The organism is Sphingomonas pokkalii (assembly GCF_003096275.1).
GTDB lineage: Bacteria > Pseudomonadota > Alphaproteobacteria > Sphingomonadales > Sphingomonadaceae > Sphingomonas > Sphingomonas pokkalii.
In genome coordinates, this window is the sequence record NZ_QENQ01000001.1 from 796354 (window position 1) to 819339 (window position 22986).

Here is a 22986-nt window from a genome sequence, read left to right on the forward strand (position 1 = left end):
TGCCCCGTGTCGCGGGCGACGCAGACCGCAAGTGGTTGACCCGCAACGCCCGCTTGGGCAAGGGCGGGGCGTGGCACGATACCAAGAAGCATCGCGCCAAGCGCGATCGACAGCAGCCGTAGGAGACAGGCGGGTGGCATCACCCTTCCTGATACGCCCGTTCGACGAACAAGGCGTAAAGCCGCCGGCTGTGCTGGCCCGCTCCTCACGCCGGTGTCCCGATCGAGAGAGGCAGCGCACGAGTTCCTCGAGAGTCTGATTGCGACACGGAATGAATCAACCCCGCGCTTCCTTGGATCGCCTCGATGTCGTCGACATTTTGCGGGGCTTCGCGCTCATGGCGTTGTTCCTAGTCCACATCATCGAAAGCTACGAGCTTTTCTGGGCGACGGAAAAGCCAGGCATCATCTCCGAAACCGTCTTCGCGCTGTTCATGGGCAAGAGCTTTTCGCTGCTGGCGCTGTGTTTCGGTTTCAGCTTCTTCATCCTGATGGACCGCGCCGCGGCGCGGGGCGTGGATTTCAGCGCACGCTTCGCCTGGCGCCTGCTGATCCTGTTCGGAATCGGATTCCTGCATTCGCTTATCTACCGGGGCGATATTATCCAGACGCTGGCCGCGCTCGGCTTCGTGCTGTTGCTGGTGAATCGGGTGCGCAGCAACCGGCTGCTGCTGGCTGCGGCGTGCTTCTGTTTTGCGGGACCCTCGCTGATTGTGCAACTGGTTGCTGCGGCAAGCGGCGCCGCCTGGGCGAATGGGGTGGCATTGTCGTCGGTCGATCCGGGAATGCCGATCTATCTTTCCGGCGACCTGTGGCAGGTGCTCCGCGTCAACCTCTGGCAGGGGCAGCAGTCCAAATACTGGTTCTTCGTGGAATATGGCCGCCTCGTGCAGATACTGGGCCTGTATCTGCTCGGCCTGGTGCTGGGCCGGACCCGCTTTTTCGAAGACCTGGCGAGAAGCCGCGGATGGCGGCGCGTTGCCCTTCCCCTCGCGGCCGGAGGTGCGGTGCTGATGTTCCTGCTGCGCGAGCCGTTGCGCCTTGCCTTCGCGACGCTGGGCTATGGCGCGGCGGCGGAGCGCGCCTGCTGGGCCCTGATCAACATGTGGCTCGATCTGGCCGGAACCGCCTTCTGGGCGCTGCTGGTGATCGCGCTGTATGACGGCAGGGCGCGGTGGCTGGTGCAGCCGCTGGCGGCGCCGGGGCGGCTGACGCTGACCTTCTACATCCTGCAATCGGCGGTCTTTGTGCCGCTGTTCTACGGCTATGGCCTGGGACTGTACGATGATTGGAACGCGGCGACGCGGCTAAGCGTCGGACTGGCCGCCGCGGCGTTGCAGATCGGGGCGGCGCATTGGTGGCTGGCCCGTTTCCGCTATGGCCCGATCGAATGGGTGTGGCGCGTACTGACCTATCGGAGCCTGGACATCCCGTTCCGCCGGAACGCGCCAAGCGCCTGATCCTTGTATGACGCGCACGAAAAAGCCCGGGGAAGCGGCGCCCCGGGCTCGATCGTCGTGAAAGTGGCGTCTGGCCTCAGGCCCCTGCGGGTTCGGCCTTCTTGCCTTTCTTCGGCTTCTTCGGTGCGGCCGGCGTGATTTCGAACGCCAGCGCATTGTCCTTCAGCTTCACATTGACCTCGCCGCCATGGACGAGCTTGCCGAACAGCAGCTCCTCGGCGAGCGGCTGCTTGATCTTTTCCTGCATCAGGCGGCCCATCGGGCGGGCGCCGTACAGCTTGTCATAGCCGCGCTTGGTGAGCCACGCCTTGGCTTCCTCGTCCAGATGGATGTGGACGCCGCGGTCGGTGAGCTGGAGTTCGAGCTGGAGCACGAACTTGTCGACGACGCGGGCGACGACTTCCGGCGGCAGATAGCCGAACGGCACGATCGCATCGAGGCGGTTGCGGAATTCGGGGGTGAACAGGTTCTTCACCGCCTCTTCCTGCACGTCCTCGCGGCTCAGCTCGCCGAAGCCCACGCTTTCCTTCGCCATGTCCGACGCACCGGCATTGGTGGTCAGGATGAGGATGGTGTTGCGGAAGTCGACGGTCTTGCCGTGGTGGTCGGTCAGCTTGCCGTTGTCCATCACCTGCAGCAGGATGTTGAACAGGTCCGGATGCGCCTTCTCGATCTCGTCGAGCAGCAGCACCGAATGCGGGTTCTGGTCGACCGCGTCGGTCAGCAGGCCGCCCTGGTCATAGCCGACATAGCCCGGAGGCGCACCGATCAGCCGGCTGACCGAGTGGCGTTCCATGTACTCGGACATGTCGAAGCGCTGGAGCGGGATGCCGAGCAGGTTGGCCAGCTGCTTCGCCACCTCGGTCTTGCCGACGCCGGTGGGACCCGAGAACAGATAGTTGCCGATCGGCTTGTCCGGATCGCGCAGGCCCGCACGGCTGAGCTTGATCGCGGAGCTGAGCACCTCGATCGCCTTGTCCTGGCCGAACACGACGCGCTTCAGATCCTGCTCGATATTGGCGAGTACCTTGGTGTCGTCCGACGAGACGGTCTTCGGTGGGATGCGCGCCATGGTCGCGATGACCTGCTCGATCTCCTTGGGGGTGATGACCTTCTTGCGCTTGGACGGCGCCACCAGCATCTGCATCGCGCCGACTTCGTCGATCACGTCGATCGCCTTGTCCGGCAGCTTGCGGTCGTTGATGTAGCGCGCCGACAGCTCCACCGCCGACTTGATCGCGTCCGGCGTGTACTTCACCGAATGGTGCTGCTCGAACGCCGAGCGCAGGCCCGCCAGGATCTTCACCGTATCCTCGACCGACGGCTCGTTGACGTCGATCTTCTGGAAGCGGCGGAGCAGCGCGCGGTCCTTCTCGAAGTGGTTGCGGAATTCCTTGTAGGTGGTCGAGCCGATGCAGCGGATCGAGCCGCCCGACAGCGCGGGCTTGAGCAGGTTCGACGCATCCATCGCGCCGCCGCTGGTCGCGCCCGCGCCGATCACGGTGTGGATCTCGTCGATGAAGAGCACCGCGTGCGGCAGCTTCTCCAGCTCCGAGACGACCTGCTTGAGGCGTTCCTCGAAGTCGCCGCGATAGCGGGTGCCGGCAAGCAGCGCGCCCATGTCGAGCGAGTAGATCACCGCGTCCTTCAGCACCTCGGGAACCTCGCCTTCGACGATCTTCCGCGCCAGGCCCTCGGCGATGGCGGTCTTGCCGACGCCGGGATCGCCCACATAGAGCGGGTTGTTCTTGCTGCGCCGGCAGAGGATCTGGACGGTGCGGTCAACCTCGGACGCGCGGCCGATCAGCGGATCGACCTTGCCGATCTTCGCCTTCTCGTTGAGGTCGACGGTGAACTGCTTGAGCGCGCTCTCACCCTTGCCCGTCTTCGCCTCCTGCTTGTTCGACTTGTCTTCCTCGGCAGCGCCCTTGGGGGTGCTGGTCTCGGCCGGCGTGGCACCGCCCTTGCCGACGCCGTGGCTGATATAGCTGACGGCATCGAGCCGGCTCATGTCCTGCTGCTGCAGGAAATAGACCGCATAGCTCTCGCGCTCGCTGAACAGCGCGACCAGCACGTTGGCGCCGGTCACTTCGTCGCGGCCCGAGGACTGGACGTGCAGGATCGCGCGCTGGACGACGCGCTGGAACCCGCTGGTGGGGGAGGGATCGGTGGCGTTGTCCACCTTCAGTGCTTCCAGCTCGGTATCGAGATAATGCGCCACGGTGGTCTTCAGCTCGCCCAGGTCCACCCCGCACGCGCTCATCACCTTGGAGGCATGTTCGTCGTCGATCAACGCGAGCAGCAGATGCTCGAGCGTCGCATATTCGTGGCGGCGGGCAGAGGCTGCCTCGAGCGCCTTGTGGAGGGTGGCTTCAAGAGCGGAGGCGAAACTAGGCATTTGGATACAACTCCAGTCGGGCCGAAAGGGTGCTAAGCCCGTTGTCCCTAATGTCGGGAGGGCAGGGCTTTGCATCAAGCGCTGCGGCCCCACACCGGCAGATCGTGGCGTATCGCCCGAGTTCCGGTGCCGTGACGCTCATCTCTTAAATAGAGCGTCTGCGCTTGCGCGGTGGTGAACGGCCTGTTGAATCTTTCCGCGGCATCGGGCGATCTCGCCTTCCAGAACACGGATTCGCGCTTCCAGTTCAGCCACCGAGAAGGGATCGAGATCCTGCCTGGTCAGCTGCACCGCAAGGTCGTCGGAACGACGCGGCAGATTTTCGTCGGCGTCCATGTGACGAAACGTTGACCCGGTGCGGTGCGATGTCAATAAGGCGCCGGATTTCTCCTTAGGTTAAAAAGAAGCTAACCGATGATCGCAGCCGAAATGATGCTGGCCATCGACCCCGATGCGCCGGGCGGCCCCGAAGTCCTGGTGCCGGTGGCGCGGCCGATCCCTCAGCCGGGGGAGGGGGAGGTGCTGGTCCGAGTCGCAGCCGCCGGTATCAACCGGCCCGAAATCCTGCAGCGACAGGGCAAATATCCGCCGCCGCAGGGCGCACCTTCCATTCTGGGTATGGAGATCGCGGGCACGGTGGTGGGAGTCGGCGCCCGGGTGAACGAGTCGCTGCTCGGGCAGCCGGTCTGCGCGTTGATCGCCGGCGGCGCCTATGCCGAATATGCGGTCGCCCCTGCCGGCCAGTGCCTGGCGGTCCCGCCGGCGCTGACCATGGTGGAAGCCGCAGCCATGCCGGAAACGCTGTTCACGGTCTGGTCGAACCTATTCGAGCGGGCCTGGGCCGGGCCGGGGGAAACGGTGTTGGTCCATGGCGGCACCAGCGGCATCGGCACGATGGCGATCGCGCTGGCCAAGCTGTTCGACCTGAAGATCATCGTGACGGCGGGATCGGACGCCAAATGCGCGGCAGCTCGTGCGCTCGGCGCCGATCTGGCGATCAACTACAAGACGCAGGATTTCGTCGAGGAGGTGAAGGCGTTCACCGGCGGCCGCGGTGTCGAAATCGTGATCGACATGGTCGGCGGCGATTATGTGCCGCGCAACCTGCAATGCCTGGCCGAGGAAGGCCGCCATGTTTCGATCGCGGTGCAGGGCGGGGCTACCGCGACCATCCCGCTATGGGATGTGATGCGCCGCCGCCTGACGTTGACCGGATCGACGCTGCGCCCCCGATCGGTGGAATTCAAGTCGCTGGTGGCAGACGAACTGCGCCGCACCGTCTGGCCGCTGGTCGCCGAAGGCAAGTTGAAGCCGGTGATCGATCGCACCTATCCCTTCGCCGAAGCCGCGGAGGCGCACCGGCGGATGGAGGCCGGGGCGCATGTCGGCAAGATCGTGCTGACGATCTGGGATACGCTGTAATCAGGCGGCCTCGCGGCGCATCGCCAGCGCTTCCATCGCCATCGGCAGCAATACCTGTTCCTGGTAGGCGTTCCGCCGTTCGAGCATCCGCAGCAACTGGCGCACCGCGCGACGATAGCGCGGCGCATCGGCGCGGATAGCCTCGGCTGGCCAGGCGGCGAAATGTTCGGCCACCAGCTCGCGGCGGGCAAGATCCTGTTCGGTGGCGCGCCGCGCCATCGCATGATGCGCGCAATCGTCGCTTTCGCGCAGCGGCGCGAGCAGCACGGCATCGGTCGTCGCATGGTGGCTGCGCATTGCCGCCATGAAGCGCTCGCGCGCGGCGGCAAATTCGCTGGAACTGCTCTGGCGATCGACAAGGGCGGCCATCGCGCGGGCCGCGTCCAGCGATTCACGGGTGCAGACGTCGAGGGACTGGAGGGACATCAGGATCCTTTCTCCTCTCAATTCTAGAGGGATCGCCGCGGCCTGCGAACATTTCTTGAAAGAAACAAAGGGGCCCCTGGAACCGATTTCGCTTCGCTTGTTTTTCCCGCCGCCCTAGGATGGGCCCGGATCGGGAGGGAGCTTTGTTCGACGTCATTTTCGCGCCCGGGAGCGTCGCATTCGTCTCGGCGCTCGTGCTGATGCTGTTTATCGGGGCGGTGCAGCTGCTCGGGCTCGGCGGGGACTGGGCGGAACTCGATTCCGATATCGATGGCGACGCTTCGATCGATATGCTCGGGTGGCTGGGGTTCGGGCAGGTGCCGCTGCTGATCCTGCTTGTCGTGTTCCTCAGCATCTTCGGGGTGCTTGGCCTCTGCGTGCAGCAGGCGGCGCATGACTGGCGCGGCGCTGCGCTTGGCGGCTGGATCGCGGTGCCCGCAGTGGCGCTCGCATCCCTGCCGCTGACGGGGCTTGCCGTCCGCGGGATTGCCCGGCTGCTGCCCCGCGATCTTACCACCGCCGTGCCGATCGAAAGCCTGATCGGCACCACCGCCCGCATCGTCATCGGCCGCGCGGCGCCCGGCTCTCCCGCGCGGGCGCAGGCGCACGATGCCTATGGGCAGGTCCATTACGTCATGGTCGAGCCCGACAGCCCCGGCCAGAGTTTCGAGCAGGGCGAGGCCGTCCTGCTGATCCGGCGCGAGGGCGAGACCTTCCGTGCCATTTCCTGGGGCGACCATCGTCTGCCCCGCCTCGAGGACTGAGAAATCATGCAGTCACTTGTTCCCCAAGGAGCTTCTTCGATGTTGCCCTATGTCGCCTATGCGGGCGCGGCGCTGCTGGCGTTGATCGTCATCGGCATCATCTTCGCCAAGCTGTACAAGCGCGCGTCCAAGGAAGTCGGCTTCGTGCGCACCGGCGCCGGTGGCGAAAAGGTCGTCATCAATGGCGGCGCGCTGGTGTTGCCGGTGTTTCATGAAACCATGCCGGTGAACCTTAACACCGTGCGGCTGGCGGTGGAGCGCAAGAATTCGGACGCGTTGATCACGCTCGATCGGTTGCGCATCGACGTGAAGGCCGAATTCTATGTGCGGGTAAAGCCTGACGCCCAGTCGATCGCGATCGCCGCGCAGACGCTTGGCATGCGGACGATGAACCCGGATCTGCTGAAGGAACTGGTGGAGGGCAAGTTCGTCGACGCGCTGCGCTCCGTTGCGGCCGGTATGACGATGGCGCAGCTGCACGAACAGCGCAGCGACTTCGTGCAGAAGGTGCAGCAGGTCAGCTCCGCCGATCTGGCGATGAACGGGCTGGAGCTGGAAAGCGTCTCGCTGACCGGCCTCGATCAGACCTCGATCGAGCATTTCAACGCCAACAACGCGTTTGACGCCGAGGGCCTGACCAAGCTGACCGAGCAGATCGAACTGCGCAAAAAGGCGCGTAACGATATCGAGCAGGATACGCGGGTGCAGATCGAGACCAAGAATCTGGAGGCGCAGCGGCAGTCCTTCCTGATCGGCCGGGACACCGAATTCGCCCGGCTGGAGCAGGAGCGCGAGCTGGAGGTGCGCCGCGCCGAGCAGGCATCCGAGGTCGCCCGCGAGCAGGCGGCGCGCCAGCGCGAGGCCGAACAGGCGCGGATCGAGGCAAAGCGCCAGATCGACGCCCAGCAGATCGAGGCCGACCGCGCGATCCAGGAAGCGAAGATCGCGCAGGCGCAGGCGCTCGAACTCGCCCGGCAGGAACAGCAGATCGCGGTGCAGAACAAGAGCCGCGAGGAAAGCCAGGCAAGGGCGGTGGCGGACAAGGCCCGTGCCGAAGCCGTGGTGGCGGAGGAAGGCGTGCGCACCGCCCGCGAGGCCGAGGTTGCCGAGCGTACCAAGCGTATCGAACTGATCGACGCATCCCGCGAGGCGGAGCGCGCCGCGATCGCGATCAAGGTGCAGGCGGAGGCGGAGAAGGCCGCTGCCGCCGATCGCGCCGAAGCGGCGCGACTGGCCGCCGAGGGCGAGGCGGAGGCCGCCAAGCTGAAGGCCGAGGCCGACCGCGTCCGCTTCGAGGTGGAAGCGGCGGGCCAGCGGGCGGTGAACGAGGCGGCCAACCTGCTTTCGTCCGACCAGGTCTCGCTGCAGACCAAGCTGGCGCTGCTCAACGTGCTGCCCGATCTGGTGCGCGAAGCGGCTAAGCCGCTGGAGGCGATCGATTCGATCAAGATCGTGCAGCTCGATGGCCTGAATGGGCGCGGTGGCGGAACGGTGGCCGGCACCGGCGGCGAGGGCGAGGGCGATCGCAACCTTGCCAACTCGGCGGTTGCAGCGGCGCTGCGCTATCGGGCGCAGGCACCGGTGATCGACGGGCTGATGCGCGAGCTCGGCTTTGACGGCAGCTCGCTCGACACGCTGGTAGCGGGCGCCACTGCGCAGGTGGGCGCACCGGCCGCCGCGCCGGCCAGCGAATAGGTGCGCGGGGTTGCGTCGTTGCGCGCGACGCAACCCCGTGCCGCCTGTGTGACAGACGTATGAAATCCGAACGATTCGAAATGTAACAATGCCACGGCATAGGCGAATCCCGGGTAAGCACAGCGATCCACGGGAAGTTGGCAATGGCCGCGATCACCAGGCTTTCGTTCGATGTCGCCGGTCTGGCGGACTTTCACGCATCGACTCCGACGATACCGGAGCGGGCGATCACCAGTCGCCGCAAGTATCGGGCGGTGTGGATATCCGACGTCCACCTCGGCACGCGCGGTTGCAATGCCGAGATGCTGATCGATTTTCTCGACCATGTCGACAGCGAGAAGATGTATCTTGTCGGCGATATCATCGACGGCTGGGCGATGAAGAAGCGCTTCTACTGGCCGGCGACGCACAATGACATCGTATGGCGGGTGCTGAAGCGGGCGAAGCGCGGTACCGAGATCGTCTATATTCCCGGCAATCATGACGAGATGTTCCGCCAGTTCACCGGGCTCGATTTCGGCGGGGTGAAGATCAAGCGCCAGGCGATCCACACTACCGCCGATGGCCGCCGCCTGCTGGTGCTGCACGGCGACGAATTCGACGCGATCACGCTCTCGCACCGCTGGCTCGCGCACCTTGGCGACGCTGCCTACGAAATGATGATGACGCTCAACCGCTGGCTGAACCGGGTGCGGCGCTGGATGGGGCTGCCCTATTGGTCGCTTAGCAAATATGCCAAGCAGAAAGTGAAAAACGCTGTGTCCTTCATTTCCAAGTTCGAGGAAATCGTGGCGCGGGAGGCAGGTGCGCGCGGCGTTGACGGCGTGATCGCCGGGCATATCCACAAAGCGGAGATCCGCGCGATCGACGGTATTGCCTATTATAACGACGGCGACTGGGTAGAGGGTTGCACCGCGCTGGTGGAGCATTACGACGGGTCCATGGAAATTCTCCACTGGGCCGAAGAAATGGCAGCGCGCGAGTCGCAGCCAGAGTCCGAGGTCAGACTGGCGGCGGCGTGACGGCAGCGGCGAGGACCGAAGCCGTGCGTATCGCAATCGTAACCGATGCCTGGGAGCCCCAGGTAAACGGCGTCGTCCGCACGCTCCAATCGGTGCGTCGGGTGCTGGAAAGCCAGGGCCATCAGGTGATGGTGGTATCGCCCGACCGATTCTATTCCCTGCCGTGCCCCACCTATCCCGAGATCCGGCTGGCGATCACCAGCGTGGCGAGCGTGGGCGCGATGCTGGAGGCGTTCGCTCCGAACGCGATCCACCTCGCCACCGAGGGGCCGCTCTGCGTCGCCGCGCGGCGCTGGTGCCTGCGGCAGAAGCGGCCGTTCACCACCGCCTATCACACCCAGTTCCCCGATTATGTCTCGGCCCGCTCGGGCGTGCCGGCGGAGTGGATCTGGCGCTATATCCGCTGGTTCCACGCACCCAGCGCGACCATCCTCGCCTCCACCGCGTCGATTCGCCAGTCGCTGGTCGATCACGGGCTGAGCCAGGTCCGGCACTGGGGGCGCGGCGTCGATCTCGCCCATTTCCACCCCGGCCTGCCGCCGCATCCGCGGATGACGGCGCTGGCCGGGCCGGTGATGCTCTATGTCGGCCGGGTTGCGGTGGAGAAGAATCTGGAGGCGTTCCTCAAGATCGCGCGGCCCGGCACCAAGGTGGTGGTGGGCGATGGCCCGGCACGGGCGATGCTGGAGGCGCGCTATCCGGATGCATTGTTCTTGGGGGCGCAGTTCGGCGCCGATCTCGCCGCCGCCTATGCCGGTGCCGATGTATTCGTGTTCCCCAGTCGTACCGACACGTTCGGCCTGGTGATGATCGAGGCGCTGGCGTGCGGCACGCCGGTCGCCGCCTATCCGGTGACGGGGCCGGTTGATGTGCTCACCCCGGAGACGGGCGTGATGGACGAGGATCTCGCCGTCGCCATCGATCGGGCGCTCACCCTCGACCGGGCCGCCTGCGCCGCCTATGGCCGCAGCTTCACCTGGGAAGCCAGCGCCCATCAGTTCCTGAACGCGCTGGTGCCGATCGATGGGGAAAAGGCTGCGGCCTGAAAATCGTCGAATCGTGGAAATGCTTGCCCCGGCGGGCAACCTTGCCTACATCAGGACGCAATGTGGCCGCCCGTGATGGGCGGCCCTTATTGTTTCAAGTTCCGGAGATTTGACCGTGGCCCAGCCGCTGATGCCGCACGCGACCGCTTCCTGGCTGGTCGACAACACGTCGCTGTCGTTCGAGCAGATCGCCGAGTTCTGCGGGCTCCACATCCTCGAAGTGCAGGCGATTGCCGACGATACTGCCGCCACCAAGCTCACCGGCCGCGATCCGGTTCGTGCGCATGAGCTGACGATGGAGGAGATCGAGAAGGGGCAGCGCGATCCCAACTATGTGATGAAGATGCAGAAGGGCCCCGAGCAGGTCCGCCGCACCAAGGGGCCGCGCTACACGCCGGTTTCCAAGCGGCAGGACAAGCCCGACGGCATCGCCTGGATCCTGCGCAACCACCCCGAGGTTTCGGACGGCGCGATCAGCAAGCTGATCGGCACCACCCGCACCACCATCGCCGCGATCCGCGATCGCACCCACTGGAATATCGGCAACATCGTGCCGAAGGATCCGGTGACGCTCGGCCTGTGCTCGCAGCGCGAGCTGGACGCGCTGGTATCGAAGGCCGCCAAGGCCGCCGGCATCGAAGCGCCGACCGATACCCGCCTGGAAGGCGACCGCGAGGCGCTGATCGAACAGCTCCGCGCCGAGCGCTATGCCGCGACGCATACGCCCGAGGCCTATGAAGCGCCGATCGAGCGCACTGCCGAGAATCTCTTCAAGCGTTGATCTTCGCGCAGGGGCCGGCCCGCCATCGGTGCCGGCCCCTGCGGCCATGGTTCCCGGCGCGCGGCCTTTCGGCCCGCTGGAGCGACCCTTCCCCGATCCTTGCCCTCGAACGCCTCGCGCCGCGCTTGAGCGGGCGCGGTCCTGTGCCTAAGGTCCCGCGCATCCTGAAGGAGCTTCCTTGATGCGCCGTGCATTGATCGTGCCGTTACTGCTCGCCACCGCCGCTCCCATCCAAGCCCAGACCCCGCCGGAGACCAACGCGCCGATGACCAAGATCCGTTATCCCGACACCCGCCGTGTGGACGTGGTCGACGAACAGTTCGGGGTGCAGGTCGCCGATCCCTATCGTTGGCTGGAAAACGACGTTCGCAACGATCCCGAGGTCGCCGCCTGGGTGGCAGCCGAGAACAAGGTGACGGACGCCTATCTGGCGACGCTGCCCGGCCGCGACGTGCTGAAGGCACGAATCAAGCAGCTGTTCGATTACGAGCGTTTCGGCCTGCCCGAGCACAAGGGGGGGCGCTATTTCTATGCGCACAATAGCGGCCTGCAGAATCAGGCGGTGCTGTTCGTGCGCGACGGCCTAGACGGCACGGGCCGGGTGCTGATCGATCCCAATGGCTGGTCGAAGGACGGCGCGACCGCGCTCGCCGAATGGCTGCCCAGCGAGGACGGCAAGCTGCTGGCCTATTCGATCCAGGACGGCGGCACCGACTGGCGGACGGTCAAGGTGCTCGACGTCGCGACCGGCAAGGAAACCGGCGACACGGTCAACTGGGCGAAATACACCATGGGCCTGTCCTGGGCGAAGGATGGCAGCGGCTTCTTCTACTCGCGCTATCCCGAGCCGCCGGCCGACGCCAAGTTCCAGGCGCTGACCGAGAACCACAAGGTCTATTTCCACAAGCTCGGCACGCAGCAGAGCGCCGATCGGCTAGTCTATGATACGCCGGCGGCCCCGAAGCAGAGCCATTATGCCGGCATCACCGACGATGGCCGCTATCTGGTGATCTCGACCAGCGAAGGCACCGACAACAAGAATCTCGTCCACATCGTCGATCTCACCGATCCGGCGTGGAAGGCGAAGACGGTGATCGGTACGCTGGCCAATGAATGGTCGGCGATCGGCAATGTCGGCACCAAATTCTGGTTCACCACCGATGCCGGCGCGCCCCGCCAGCGCATCGTGACGATCGATCTGGCCGACCCTGCGCTGACGCCGCACGAAGTGGTGCCGGAGCAGAAGGAGACGCTGGCCGGCGCCACGATCGTCGGCGAACGGCTGATCCTGAACTATATGGTGGATGCGGCAACCGAAGTACGGCGCTATACGCTCGACGGCGCGGCGGACGGCACCGTCGCGCTGCCCGGGATCGGCACCGCCAGCGGCTTTGGCGGCGATCCGCACAAGGGCGAAACCTTCTTCGCCTTTACCAGCTTCAACTATCCGACGACGATCTTCCGCTACGACGTGGCGACCGGCAAGGCGACGCCCTGGGCGACCCCGAAGGTGGCGTTCAAGCCGGAGGATTACGCCGTCGAGCAGCGCTTCTATGCCTCGAAGGACGGCACCCGCGTGCCGATGTTCATCGTGCGCAAGAAGAGCGTCACCGGCCCGGCGCCGACCATCCTCTATGGCTATGGCGGGTTCAACATCCCGATCACCCCGGGCTTCTCCGCCGGACGGCTGGCCTGGCTGGAGCAGGGCGGCGTGTTCGTGGTGGCGAACATCCGCGGCGGCGGCGAATATGGCAAGGCGTGGCACGATGGCGGCCGGCTGGCGAACAAGCAGAACGGCTTTGACGACTTCATCGCTGCGGGCGAGACGCTGATCGCGCAGGGCGTGACCGGCAAGGGACAACTGGCGATCCAGGGCGGATCCAATGGCGGCCTGCTGGTCGGGGCCGTCACCAACCAGCGGCCGGATCTGTTCGCGGCGGCGCTGCCCGCCGTGGGCGTGATGGATATGACCAGATTCGACCGGTTCACCGCCGGCCGCTACTGGGTGGATGATTTTGGCTATCCTTCGAAGGAAGCCGATTTCAAGCGCCTCTACAGCTATTCGCCCTATCACAATGTGAGGAGCGGGGTGGCCTATCCGGCGATCCTGGTGAGCACGGCCGATACCGATGACCGCGTGGTCCCCGGCCACAGCTTCAAATATACCGCAGCGCTGCAACATGCCGATATCGGTGACAAACCCCACCTGATCCGCATCGAGACGCGGGCAGGCCATGGATCGGGCAAGCCGACCGACAAGGTGATCGAGGAAACCGCCGACCTGTGGGCCTTCGCCGCAGCATGGACGGGGCTGCCGATCAGGCCGTGATGCTGGGGGGCGTTCCGCCCTCCAGCAGGGCATCGGCCAGCTGTTGATACAAGCCGCACACGCTGGCCATGTCGCTGCCCGTCACGATGATGACCGAACCGGTGGCGACTGTCGCCAGCGCGGCCGCGTCGTCGCTGCCCGGCCAGCCGAGCGTCAGCAGCCGTTCGCCGCGCCGATCGCCACGCAGGGCCATGCCGTTGCAGTGGAACAGCAGGTCCCGCGTGCGTGCAAGGGCTTCCAGCTGGGGACGTTCCGCCAGTTCGAGGCCCAGCGCGGCGCGGAAGCTGCCGAGCTTGTTCGCCGTGTTGCGCTGGCGCGGCTGTGCGGGCAGGCCATGCCGCCAGCAGGCTTCGTCGACCAGCAGGTTGAGAAAGCGATCGAGTTCGCGCAAGCCATTGGCGATTACGCGCGAGCGCCGGCGATGACCGTGCGGCCCGGCATGGCTGCCGGCGGCGTCCTGCGCCATCATCCACTTGGCGAGGAATGCTGCGCCGTTGCGGAGGGTCGCATGGGCGCGGGCGAATTCATCCCGCACCGGAGGAAGCGCGCGCCGCAGCCTTCAGCGCGCCGCTGCGCGCGCCGCAATGGCGCGCTCCACGGCTTCGCAGCCATCGGCACTGGCCACCGCGAGATCCAGGGGGCGGCCCCCCAGGGCATCGTCATGCGCGTTCAGGAACGCCATCGCCTGTTCGCCGCCCAACGTGTTCCAGGCCAGCAGCGCGACGCGGCTTTGCCGCTCGGCACTTTCCGGGGCCAGCCGAACCGCCGTGAACTTGCGCCGGAACGGGCCTTGGCGGAGGGATTTCGCAGCAGGGGTTTCTGCCGGATCGGCGATCGGTTCGTTCATGCGGCGCGTTCCTTGTGCGAGGCTGGAAAGGGCGGGGCGCCGATCAATGCGGCTCTCGCAGCAGCAGGCCTGCACCGGCCCGTGCCTGCAATTCGCGGATGCGATCTGCATAGCCGCGGGCCAGGCCGTGATGGGCCACGCGTGCCTCCACGCAACCGGCAGCGCTGGCGCGCATCAGCGAAATCTGATGGCGGGAAAGAAGATCGTTGATGTCCATGGCAGCACTCCAGCGCATGTAAGCGGGAGCGCATCCGTCTCTCAGCCGCAGGCGCTTACGAAAGCGTCTTGCCCGCGATTGTGTTGATATGGGGATGCCGGGGCGCCGGCGTAACCCCCGCAGCCGATGTAATCGCCGTTTGTACCCTGCCCCGTTTCGGAAGGCGGGCGGCGTCGATCCCCCGACGCACCGCCGGGCCGCCACGTCGCGGCGGCCCGGCGGGCCTTGCGGTCGCGTGTTCGGGCCTCAGGGATTATGGACGTCGGTCGATGCCCAGGCCTTTTGCAGGTTGCTCCAGAACGCGCCGCCATCTTTCATCGGCACGTCGGCTGCGCCGAAATCATAGGTGTTGAGCGTGTTCTTCGCGGCCGCCGGCAGGCGATCCCAGCTGATCAGCGGCTGGGTTCGGCCAGTATCGATCGTTGGATCGAGCACATGGTCGGCAAAGCCGAGATAGGTCGCGTGGTAGGTCAGCTTCGGGTGGATGCCGTTGGCCAGATATCCCGTCGCGCCCATGAAAACCGGCGGATTGGTGTTGACCGAATATTTGCCGTGCGTCGAGTAATTCACCTTGACGATCTTGGCGCCGACATAGCAGCCCTCGGTCCAGACGACGATGCTTTCCCAGTCATGGCGATGGCCGGCAAAGGCGCCCAGATAGTTTGGCGGCTGATCCTTCGGGAAGTAATAGGCGTATAGGATGGCGCATTTGTTGTAATATTCGGCCATGCGGGAGTAAACTTGGCCGTTGGTGCCGCGGCAATGTCCATCCGGCGCCCCCGAAGGATTGAGGCCGCCATTGACATTGCCCCATTGATCGACCGCCGGATAGTTGTTGCACGCGTCCGGACCGTCGGCGATCATCGGTTGGTAATAGAATTCCACGGCCGATGCCGCGGCGGCGATCTGCTGGACCTTGTCATGGTCGAGCACATCGGCTGCCGCTGGCGATGCGAGCGACAAACTCGCCGCCGCGATCATGAAGAACTGCACGCTCCAATGCATTGCGAACCCCCACCCATGGTGCATGACCGGCCTGTTCCGATCACGTCCGGGAAGAGCGCCGCGCCATCGGGGTGGGGACGTGAGCGTATAAAATATTTGTATTTTGAATGTTTTAGGTCAATTTTGTTGCGGTATGACGACGGCGTTGGCGGCGCGGGTGCGCGTGCGGGGTGCAACATTGCGCGTCGCGCTGCAGCATCCCCTTTGACAGTCCGGCGATCGCTCCCTATCGGCCAGCCATGACGCTCCAGCACACCGACTCCATCCTGATCGTCGATTTCGGCAGCCAGGTGACCCAGCTGATCGCGCGCCGCGTTCGCGAAGCCGGGGTCTATTCCGAGATCGCGCCCTTCACCACCGCCGCCGAGGCCTTTGCCCGGATGAAGCCCAAGGGCGTGATCCTGTCCGGCTCGCCCGCCTCGGTGCTGGAGCAGGGGTCCCCGCGGGTGCCGCAGGAGATCTTCGACAGCGGCCTGCCGGTGCTGGGCATCTGCTACGGCCAGCAGGTGATGATGCACCAGCTCGGCGGCGAGGTCGTGCTGGGCGACAGCGGCGAGTTCGGCCGCGCCTTCATCGAGATCCAGGACAGCTGCGTGCTGTTCGACGGGCTCTGGCACGCGCGCGAGAGCCACCAGGTGTGGATGAGCCATGGCGACAAGGTCGTCCGGCTCGCTCCCGGCTTCCGCCCGGTCGCGACCAGCCCCGGCTCGCCCTATGCGGTGATCGCGAACGACGAGCGCCGCTACTATGCGATGCAGTTCCACCCGGAAGTGGTGCACACGCCGGACGGCGCCAGGCTGCTGGCGAACTTCGTGCGCCATGTCTGCGGCCTGTCGGGCGACTGGACCATGGCCGAGTTCCGCGCCGCCAAGATCGCCGAGATCCGCCAGCAGGTGGGCGACGGCAAGGTGATCTGCGGCCTGTCGGGCGGCGTCGATTCGGCGGTGGCGGCGGTGCTGATCCACGAGGCGATCGGCGACCAGCTGACCTGCGTGTTCGTCGACCACGGCCTGATGCGGGCAGGGGAGGCCGAGCAGGTCGTCACCCTGTTCCGCGAGCATTATCACATCCCGCTCGTCCATGTGAATGCGGAGGCGCTGTTCCTCGGCGGGCTCGCCGGCGTCACCGATCCCGAGGCGAAGCGCAAGTTCATCGGCAAGACCTTCATCGACGTGTTCGAGGCCGAGGCGAAGAAGATCGGCGGGGCGGATTTCCTGGCGCAAGGCACGCTCTATCCGGATGTGATCGAGAGCGTGAGCTTCACCGGCGGCCCGTCGGTGACGATCAAGAGCCACCACAATGTCGGCGGTCTGCCGGCGCGGATGAACATGCAACTGGTCGAACCCTTGCGCGAGCTGTTCAAGGACGAAGTCCGCGCGCTGGGCCGCGAACTCGGGCTGCCGGACGTGTTCGTCGGCCGCCATCCCTTCCCGGGGCCGGGCCTCGCGATCCGCATTCCGGGCGAGGTCACCAAGGAGCGCTGCGACATCCTCCGCAAGGCCGACGCGATCTATCTGGAAGAGATCCGCAACGCGGGCCTCTACGACACGATCTGGCAGGCTTTCGCGGTGCTCACTCCGGTGCGCAGTGTGGGCGTGATGGGCGACGGCCGCACGTACGACAGCGTACTGGCGCTGCGCGCGGTGACCTCGATCGACGGCATGACCGCCGAAGCCTTCGAGTTCCCCGCCGGCTTCCTGCCGCGCGTCTCGACCCGCATCGTCAACGAGGTCCGCGGCGTGAACCGCGTGACCTACGACTATACCAGCAAGCCGCCCGGCACGATCGAGTGGGAATGATCTCACGTTCGGCACGAGCCGGCATCGAGAGGCAATAAGACACGGAAAAGCCCGCAGAAATGCGGGCTTTTTTGCGTTTAGGCCATGTCGTGTCGGGCACTGTCTGGCAGCGGCAAGCACGTATTTTGAATGGCACGATTAATGGTATGCGAACCGCTGACAGGCTAGCGAGGGCAGCGATACCATGCCCGCTTCAGAGCGCGTGCATGGTACTGAAAATTTCTAAACGTCTGAGTTGCAAGCGGAATATGGTCGAAAATCGGGGGTCTAAGAGCATGGTATTTTTCGGCGTGTTGGAGCGGTTCGCATGCTGACCGATACCAAGCTGCGGAATCTGAAGCCCAAGGAGAAGCTCTACAAGGTGAACGACCGGGACGGGCTGTACGTGGCGGTCACGCCGGCAGGATCGATCTCGTTCCGCTACAACTACGCGATCAACGGTCGCCAGGAGACGATCACCTTCGGCCGGTATGGCGTTGGTGGAATCACGCTGGCCGAGGCGCGCGAGCAGCTCAACGAAGCCAAGAAGATGGTCGCGGCGGGGAAATCGCCGGCGAAGGAGAAGGCGCGGAACAAGGCCCGCATCAAGGATGCGGACACGTTCGAGGCTTGGGCCGACAAATGGCTCCGCGGCTACCAGATGGCGGAGTCTACGCGCGACATGCGGCGTGCCATCTTCGAGCGCGAGCTCAAGGCGAAGTTCGGCAACCAGAAGCTGCCCGAGATCACCCATGAAGATCTGCGCGCGCTGACCGATGCCATTGTCGAACGCGGCGCGCCGGCGACGGCCGTCCACGCTCGCGAGGTAGTGTTCCAGGTGTTCCGTTGGGCGATCGAGCGCGGCCAGAAGGTGGAGAACCCGGCGGAGCTGGTCCGTCCCACCACGATCGCGCGTTTCGAGCCGAGGGACAGAGCACTGACGCCCGACGAGATCGCGCTCATGTACCAGTACATCGAGCGGATCGGCACCAGCCCCTCCATTCGGGCCGCGGCCAAGCTCCTGCTGCTCACCATGGTCCGCAAGAGCGAGCTGACCAACGCCAAGTGGAGCGAGATCAATTTCAGCGAGGCGCTGTGGACCATCCCCAAGGAGCGCATGAAGCGGCGCAATCCGCACTTGGTTTTCCTGTCGCGGCAGGCGCTGGATATCTTCATCGCGCTCAAAACCTTCGCCGGTGGATCGGAGTACGTTCTCCCGTCGCGCTACGATTCCGACCTGCCGATGAGCAGTGCGACGCTCAACCAGGTGCTGACGCTGACCTATCGATTGGCGCAGAAGGACGGCAAGCCGCTTGCCAAGTTCGGACCGCACGATCTGCGGCGCACCGCCAGCACGCTGCTGCATGAAGCGGGGTACAACACGGACTGGATCGAGAAGTGCTTGGCCCACGAGCAGCGTGGTGTCCGAGCGGTGTACAACAAGGCTGAGTACCGCGAGCAGCGAACCGAAATGTTGCAGGATTGGGCGGACATGATCGACAACTGGAGGGCCAACATCAGCGGTTAGCCAAAACCCTCAGGCGTTATTAATGTAAATATAAGATGGGTGAATGCTTTTCTTTATTTTGGAAACTGCTTGTCGTGTGATACCTAAATGCTCAGAAATTTGAGATTGATTCTTCCCTAGATAAAGAAGGGCGCAGACAATCTTTTTCTGATCAGTCATAGACTGATCCGTGAGCGCTCTAGCGTGCTCCCTTATGGATGCGTAATCTTCCAAATCAATTTCATGTTCCTGAATGTATTTTCGTAAAAATATCTCGATCAGATCCTCATTGTCTCTCCACGGATCCCTGAGTGGCTCACCTATCGCCATTCGTAGTCTAAATACATCCATGTCAAACGAAGCTTTGCTTCTGAGCGCACGCCGGTAGAGAGAATTGCTATTCCCTTCGGACAACCATGGCTTGTGTTTGGAGCAGTACCAATTGCTCAACCTTAGCTTATCCTCTGGATCCTCTTCCTTGAAAGAGTGATCGCCGTCGAGAAAAGCCTTGTACTCAGCCGGCGCCCCGCAAAATCTGCAGTAATCCAAGCGTCGGTTAGCGCTAATGGCGGTGTCTACAAGATTGCGAGGTTTGAGCGAAGAAAAGCAGCAGTAATCTAAAAAAGTTAGAACGCTTTCCAGCGTAATGTAAAGTGGTTCATAGGAATCTGGTAGGCTGCGCTGTAACTTTACGTATATACGTGTAAAAAGTCTCTGACCCTTATACGCCTGATCAAAGCCGCATCGGGAAGTGTATTCCGCTAGTGATCCGTGATAATGCCACGAAAGGTATGTTCTTAGCGAGCGCGGCACCAACCTTTCAAATCGTTTAAGAGCAGGATCAAGGTGCATTCTGATCAAGCGAATTTTCGTGCTTGTCTTAGATCTGCGGCGAATACGTCTATAAATACGCCCAATGGCAAGAGCTACGTCGGCGTCACATTCGGGATTCACGCGGGGGATGATCATCGCCATGTCAACCAAAATGACAACATTTCTCGCAGAAGCAACCTGCATGGGCAGGTACGGGCATGAGGGCGCTACGTTCGCCACGCGCTATGACCGCACCGCCGCCGTCTTCCTCGGCAGCATACACCTCGCCGCCAGCGTCATGTGGTTTTTGTGAGTCCCAGCCCTAGTTGTTTGGTCCCAGCATGTGATGGGTCGGCTTGATGGTAACTACGTCGGGCTTTGATATCCAGAGCGCGTTTATGGCCTCGTAGGGTGCCCTGAACTTCAACGCCTCAAGCTGCTTGGCAAAGTTGTATGCGATGAGCCATTCTGCGACGTGCCGTCGCAGTTCGTGAATCGAGGCGTAATGGAAGGACTTGGGGCCTCTCGCGGTCTGCCTTGGGTACCGGGCACTGCAGGCAACGGTGCAGGGCCGAACGCGTCAACTGGGGGATGACGTCCTTCAGCGCGACGAAGTCATCATCCAACGGCAGTCGGGCCTGTACGCGCAACGCGCCACGGGACAATCGCTCCTCTTCCATGGGAGGGAGCACCGTGCTGCGCCGTTGCTTCCGACCCATCGGCATATCTTCCCCAGACTGCCGATGCCGCCATTTCAGGACTGTCTTCTCGTTGATCCCATACCGCTTCGCGAGGCTCGCGATCGAAGCTTGCGATCACTGTAGCTCGCTGCGAATGGCGCGCGTGGTCTTGGCGCTGCCGTGAAGAATCTGGCCCATAGTGCCCCCGGCTCCGACGGCGATCATTTTACTGCATCACATGCTGGGACCAAACACCTGGGAGCATAGGGTCGACGGCGTGTCGCTGATGTGCCCGATCACAAGCGCCGCGGTCCTGGAGCTCGAGACTAGCGGGCAGATGCGGTGTTTCCGCGATCAAGGCTGTTGCCGCAGATAGGCGAGGCACATGCGCGCAAGCTCGCGCTTTAGCGGCTCCCAATCATAGTTTCGCGCCGATTCTGCCGTAGAACCAAGGCTCAGCTCGCGCGCAAGCGTGGCGAAGATGATGTGGTACACCGAGTCAGCCTTCAGCGCAGCATCGCCGCCAATCTCCGCGGAGAACCGGAGCATGGCACGATTGGCCCCCGCCGCCGAACGGTCCGCGACCTGCTTGCCCGGCGCCGAAATCAGCGGATCGAAGGCCGCGCGGCGCATCGCCAGCCGCAACAGCGGTGCGTTGACGCGAAGAACCTCGGCATAATCGTTGACGTAGCGCGGCACGAATTCGCCCAGGTCGCGCGCCTCATCGGCGAGCCGCTCGAACATCGCCTCCTCGGCAGACACGATCTCCTCCAGCGCTTCGCAGATAACCGCGCGAACCAGATTGTCCTTCGATTCGAAGCGCAGATAGATCGAACCGATCGAGACATTGCCGCGCTGGCTCACCTCAATCAGCGTGAATTCCTCATCCCCCCGCTCCAGCATCAACGTCCGCGCTGCGGCGAACATCCGCTCGTACGACGCCTTGCTGCGCCCCTGCTGCGGCACGCGGCCCACCTGCTCCACGGCGAGGGGGGAACGCGGTTTCCTCTTGGTCGACTGGCTTGACATTGCGTTCAGACAAACCCTATCAAAATAGGAACGTCAATTCTAATTGTCATGGGCTTCGAATCAATCGCCCAGGCATCTTTGGGAGAGTGTCCATGCGCTTCTCGGTATTTCTGAATGCTCGCTCGACGAGCCCCGACCAGGACGGCCGGTTGATCACCGACCTGATCGATCATTCGGACCGGGCAGCAGCAGCAGGCTTCGACGCCATTTTCATGCCGGACCATCACTTCAACGGCTATATGCCGGTGGCGAGCGACAGCTTCATCCTGGCCGGCTATCTCGCCGCCAAGCACCCCGATCTCCATTTCGGCTTCTCTGTGGTGTCGGTGCCGCTCCACCATCCGGTGCGCTTTGCCGAGCGCGTGAGCATTCTCGACCATCTGACCAAGGGCAAGCTGCTGGTCGGCGTGGGATCCGGCACGACGCCCGAGGAAATGATCGGCTTCGCGGTCAACTACAAGGATGCGGGCGCCATCGCGGAGAAGAACCTGGCGCTGGCCGAGGCGCTATGGGCCAAGCAGATGGACGACCCTGCGATCGAGATCGACAACGGCCCCCACCAGGGACGCGTGCTGCAGCGGATCACGCCGGCGCCCTATGGCGAAAAACATGCGCGGCTGATGCCGGTGGCGATGAAGGAAAGCAGCGCGCGGCGCGCGGCGGTGAACGGCTGGCCGGCCTTCATCCCGGCCTTCACCCCGCCGCAGATCTACGGCACCGAACCCTATTCCCATGTGAAGAAGTATTTCGACACCTATAAGGCGATGCTGCTCGAGGCGGGGCATCCGGACGCGGTGATCGCCGATGCGCTGAGCTGGAGCACCCACAGCTACCAGTGCGTCCATCTCGCCGAGACCGACGCGCAGGCGCGCGAGGAGCTGGAGATCATCCTCCAGGGCTATCAGGACGCGGTAGACCGCGAGAACGAATTCAACCGCCGCGCGGAATCCGGCGAGGCCAACAAGAAGACCGACGTCAACATCAGCGCGCTGCACGAAGGCTGGATCGGCACCTGGTGCCTCTATGGCTCGCCGGAGACGGTGATCGAGCATCTGCGGCCCTATGCCGAGCTGGGCATCGGCAACATCCTGTGCGGCACCACCACCGGCCCGCTGACCGAACAGCGGCTGGCCTATGCCAACCAGACGCTCGACCTGTTGTCGCGCAAGGTGATGCCCGCCTTCAAGGGGCGCTGAGCCATGGCCCGCAGGATCGTCGGCATCGGCGGCACGCTGCGCGCCAATTCGTCGAGCGAATTGCTGGCGCGGGCGGTGCTCGCCGAATGCGCGCGGCTGGGGGCGGAGACGCGGATGTTCGGCGGGCCTGCGCTTGCCGAACTCCCGCATTTCAACCCCGAGGCGCCCGGCCGCAGCCCCGAACAGGCCGAACTGGTCGCGGCGGTACGCGCGGCCGATGCACTGGTGATCGCCACGCCCGGCTATCATGGCGGCGTTTCGGGCGTGGTGAAGAACGCGCTCGACCTGCTGGAGGATACGCGCGGCGACGCCCGGGTCTATTTCGACGGGATGCCGGTGGGGCTGATCGTCTCGGCCGCCGGCTGGCAGGCGGGCGGGGTGACGCTCGCGGCGCTGCGCGGCATCGTCCACGCGATGCGCGGCTGGCCGACGCCGGCGGGCATCGCGCTCAATTCGATCGAACAGAAGCCGTTCGGCCCGGACGGCACGATCGTCGATGCGAGCGTGGCGCAGATGGTTGCGGTGCAGGCGCAGCAGCTGATGGCGTTCGCGCTCGCGCCCGCCGCTTGAGA

Annotated in this window: 22 protein-coding genes and 1 pseudogene; 13 read left to right on the forward strand and 10 right to left on the reverse strand. The window is 64.3% G+C overall.

Features of this window, described 5'->3' with window-relative positions; translation table 11 throughout:
* The first annotated feature begins 271 nt into the window (after positions 1-271).
* A complete protein-coding gene (locus DD559_RS03710) occupies positions 272-1459 on the forward strand; it encodes a DUF418 domain-containing protein (RefSeq protein WP_116468001.1) in 1188 nt (395 codons plus the stop codon).
* Between the two features lie 76 nt (positions 1460-1535).
* Here the strand turns inward: DD559_RS03710 and clpA are convergent, their stop codons facing one another.
* The gene (gene clpA / locus DD559_RS03715; protein WP_116468002.1) at positions 1536-3857 is read right to left on the reverse strand and encodes an ATP-dependent Clp protease ATP-binding subunit ClpA; all 2322 of its coding nucleotides are present in this window, start codon (positions 3855-3857) and stop codon (positions 1536-1538) included.
* A gap of 138 nt (positions 3858-3995) precedes the next feature.
* Positions 3996-4193 (reverse strand): DUF1192 domain-containing protein, encoded by a 198-nt coding sequence (locus DD559_RS03720; RefSeq protein WP_116468003.1) that lies wholly within the window; start codon positions 4191-4193, stop codon positions 3996-3998.
* Positions 4194-4271: 78 nt separating this feature from the next.
* On the opposite strand from DD559_RS03720, the gene DD559_RS03725 reads away from it, so the two are divergent.
* Positions 4272-5279 carry an NAD(P)H-quinone oxidoreductase gene (locus DD559_RS03725; RefSeq protein ID WP_206364438.1) on the forward strand — a complete coding sequence of 336 codons (1008 nt, stop codon included), beginning with the start codon at positions 4272-4274 and terminating at the stop codon, positions 5277-5279.
* Here DD559_RS03725 and DD559_RS03730 read toward each other — a convergent pair whose 3' ends face one another.
* Positions 5280-5705: a hypothetical protein gene (locus tag DD559_RS03730; protein WP_116468004.1), complete on the reverse strand. Its 426-nt coding sequence runs from the start codon at positions 5703-5705 to the stop codon at positions 5280-5282. It lies immediately after the preceding gene.
* 143 nt (positions 5706-5848) lie between these two features.
* On the opposite strand from DD559_RS03730, the gene DD559_RS03735 reads away from it, so the two are divergent.
* The 6 genes from DD559_RS03735 to DD559_RS03760 all read left to right on the forward strand — a co-directional run bounded on the left by DD559_RS03735 (position 5849) and on the right by DD559_RS03760 (position 13342).
* Positions 5849-6469 carry a YqiJ family protein gene (locus DD559_RS03735; RefSeq protein WP_116470693.1) on the forward strand — a complete coding sequence of 207 codons (621 nt, stop codon included), beginning with the start codon at positions 5849-5851 and terminating at the stop codon, positions 6467-6469.
* A gap of 39 nt (positions 6470-6508) precedes the next feature.
* Positions 6509-8164: a flotillin family protein gene (locus DD559_RS03740; RefSeq protein WP_206364439.1), complete on the forward strand. Its 1656-nt coding sequence runs from the start codon at positions 6509-6511 to the stop codon at positions 8162-8164.
* A 143-nt stretch (positions 8165-8307) separates the two neighbouring features.
* A complete protein-coding gene (locus DD559_RS03745; protein WP_116468006.1) occupies positions 8308-9186 on the forward strand; it encodes a UDP-2,3-diacylglucosamine diphosphatase in 879 nt (292 codons plus the stop codon).
* Between the two features lie 23 nt (positions 9187-9209).
* Positions 9210-10232: a glycosyltransferase family 4 protein gene (locus tag DD559_RS03750; protein WP_116470694.1), complete on the forward strand. Its 1023-nt coding sequence runs from the start codon at positions 9210-9212 to the stop codon at positions 10230-10232.
* 130 nt (positions 10233-10362) lie between these two features.
* Positions 10363-11013 (forward strand): DUF1013 domain-containing protein, encoded by a 651-nt coding sequence (locus DD559_RS03755; RefSeq protein WP_116470695.1) that lies wholly within the window; start codon positions 10363-10365, stop codon positions 11011-11013.
* 181 nt (positions 11014-11194) lie between these two features.
* Positions 11195-13342: a prolyl oligopeptidase family serine peptidase gene (locus DD559_RS03760; protein ID WP_116468007.1), complete on the forward strand. Its 2148-nt coding sequence runs from the start codon at positions 11195-11197 to the stop codon at positions 13340-13342.
* On the opposite strand, the gene DD559_RS03765 is transcribed toward DD559_RS03760, so the two are convergent.
* The 4 genes from DD559_RS03765 to DD559_RS03775 all read right to left on the reverse strand — a co-directional run bounded on the left by DD559_RS03765 (position 13332) and on the right by DD559_RS03775 (position 15411).
* Positions 13332-13877, reverse strand: coding sequence for a hypothetical protein (locus tag DD559_RS03765; protein ID WP_116468008.1), 546 nt, complete (start codon positions 13875-13877; stop codon positions 13332-13334). The two genes, DD559_RS03760 and DD559_RS03765, sit on opposite strands and share 11 nt — an antisense overlap.
* A 24-nt stretch (positions 13878-13901) precedes the next feature.
* Complete coding sequence (locus tag DD559_RS03770; protein WP_116468009.1) at positions 13902-14189, reverse strand: hypothetical protein; 288 nt, start codon at positions 14187-14189, stop codon at positions 13902-13904.
* Between the two features lie 43 nt (positions 14190-14232).
* Positions 14233-14406, reverse strand: coding sequence for a hypothetical protein (locus DD559_RS19725; RefSeq protein WP_165830963.1), 174 nt, complete (start codon positions 14404-14406; stop codon positions 14233-14235).
* A gap of 246 nt (positions 14407-14652) precedes the next feature.
* Complete coding sequence (locus tag DD559_RS03775) at positions 14653-15411, reverse strand: NPP1 family protein (protein WP_165830964.1); 759 nt, start codon at positions 15409-15411, stop codon at positions 14653-14655.
* 239 nt (positions 15412-15650) lie between these two features.
* Between DD559_RS03775 and guaA the strand changes: the two genes are divergently transcribed.
* Entirely contained in the window at positions 15651-17210 is a 1560-nt protein-coding gene (guaA, locus tag DD559_RS03780) for a glutamine-hydrolyzing GMP synthase (RefSeq protein WP_116468011.1), read from the forward strand.
* A 307-nt stretch (positions 17211-17517) separates the two neighbouring features.
* Entirely contained in the window at positions 17518-18717 is a 1200-nt protein-coding gene (locus DD559_RS03785; RefSeq protein ID WP_116468012.1) for a tyrosine-type recombinase/integrase, read from the forward strand.
* Between the two features lie 9 nt (positions 18718-18726).
* Here the strand turns inward: DD559_RS03785 and DD559_RS19555 are convergent, their stop codons facing one another.
* Positions 18727-19671, reverse strand: a complete 945-nt coding sequence (locus DD559_RS19555; RefSeq protein WP_133243768.1) for a helix-turn-helix transcriptional regulator — start codon at positions 19669-19671, stop codon at positions 18727-18729.
* Here DD559_RS19555 and DD559_RS19730 point away from each other — a divergent pair.
* Positions 19658-19822: a hypothetical protein gene (locus tag DD559_RS19730; protein WP_165830965.1), complete on the forward strand. Its 165-nt coding sequence runs from the start codon at positions 19658-19660 to the stop codon at positions 19820-19822. The genes DD559_RS19555 and DD559_RS19730 overlap by 14 nt on opposite strands.
* Before the next feature lie 9 nt (positions 19823-19831).
* On the opposite strand, the pseudogene DD559_RS03790 reads toward DD559_RS19730, so the two are convergent.
* Positions 19832-20387: pseudogene (locus DD559_RS03790) on the reverse strand (hypothetical protein).
* A gap of 156 nt (positions 20388-20543) precedes the next feature.
* A complete protein-coding gene (locus tag DD559_RS03795) occupies positions 20544-21218 on the reverse strand; it encodes a TetR/AcrR family transcriptional regulator (RefSeq protein WP_116468013.1) in 675 nt (224 codons plus the stop codon).
* A 92-nt stretch (positions 21219-21310) separates the two neighbouring features.
* Here DD559_RS03795 and DD559_RS03800 point away from each other — a divergent pair, with 92 nt between their 5' ends.
* On the forward strand, positions 21311-22414 hold the full coding sequence (locus DD559_RS03800) for an LLM class flavin-dependent oxidoreductase (RefSeq protein ID WP_116468014.1): 1104 nt from the start codon (positions 21311-21313) through the stop codon (positions 22412-22414).
* Between the two features lie 3 nt (positions 22415-22417).
* A complete protein-coding gene (locus DD559_RS03805; protein ID WP_116468015.1) occupies positions 22418-22984 on the forward strand; it encodes an NADPH-dependent FMN reductase in 567 nt (188 codons plus the stop codon).
* Positions 22985-22986 lie beyond the last annotated feature (2 nt).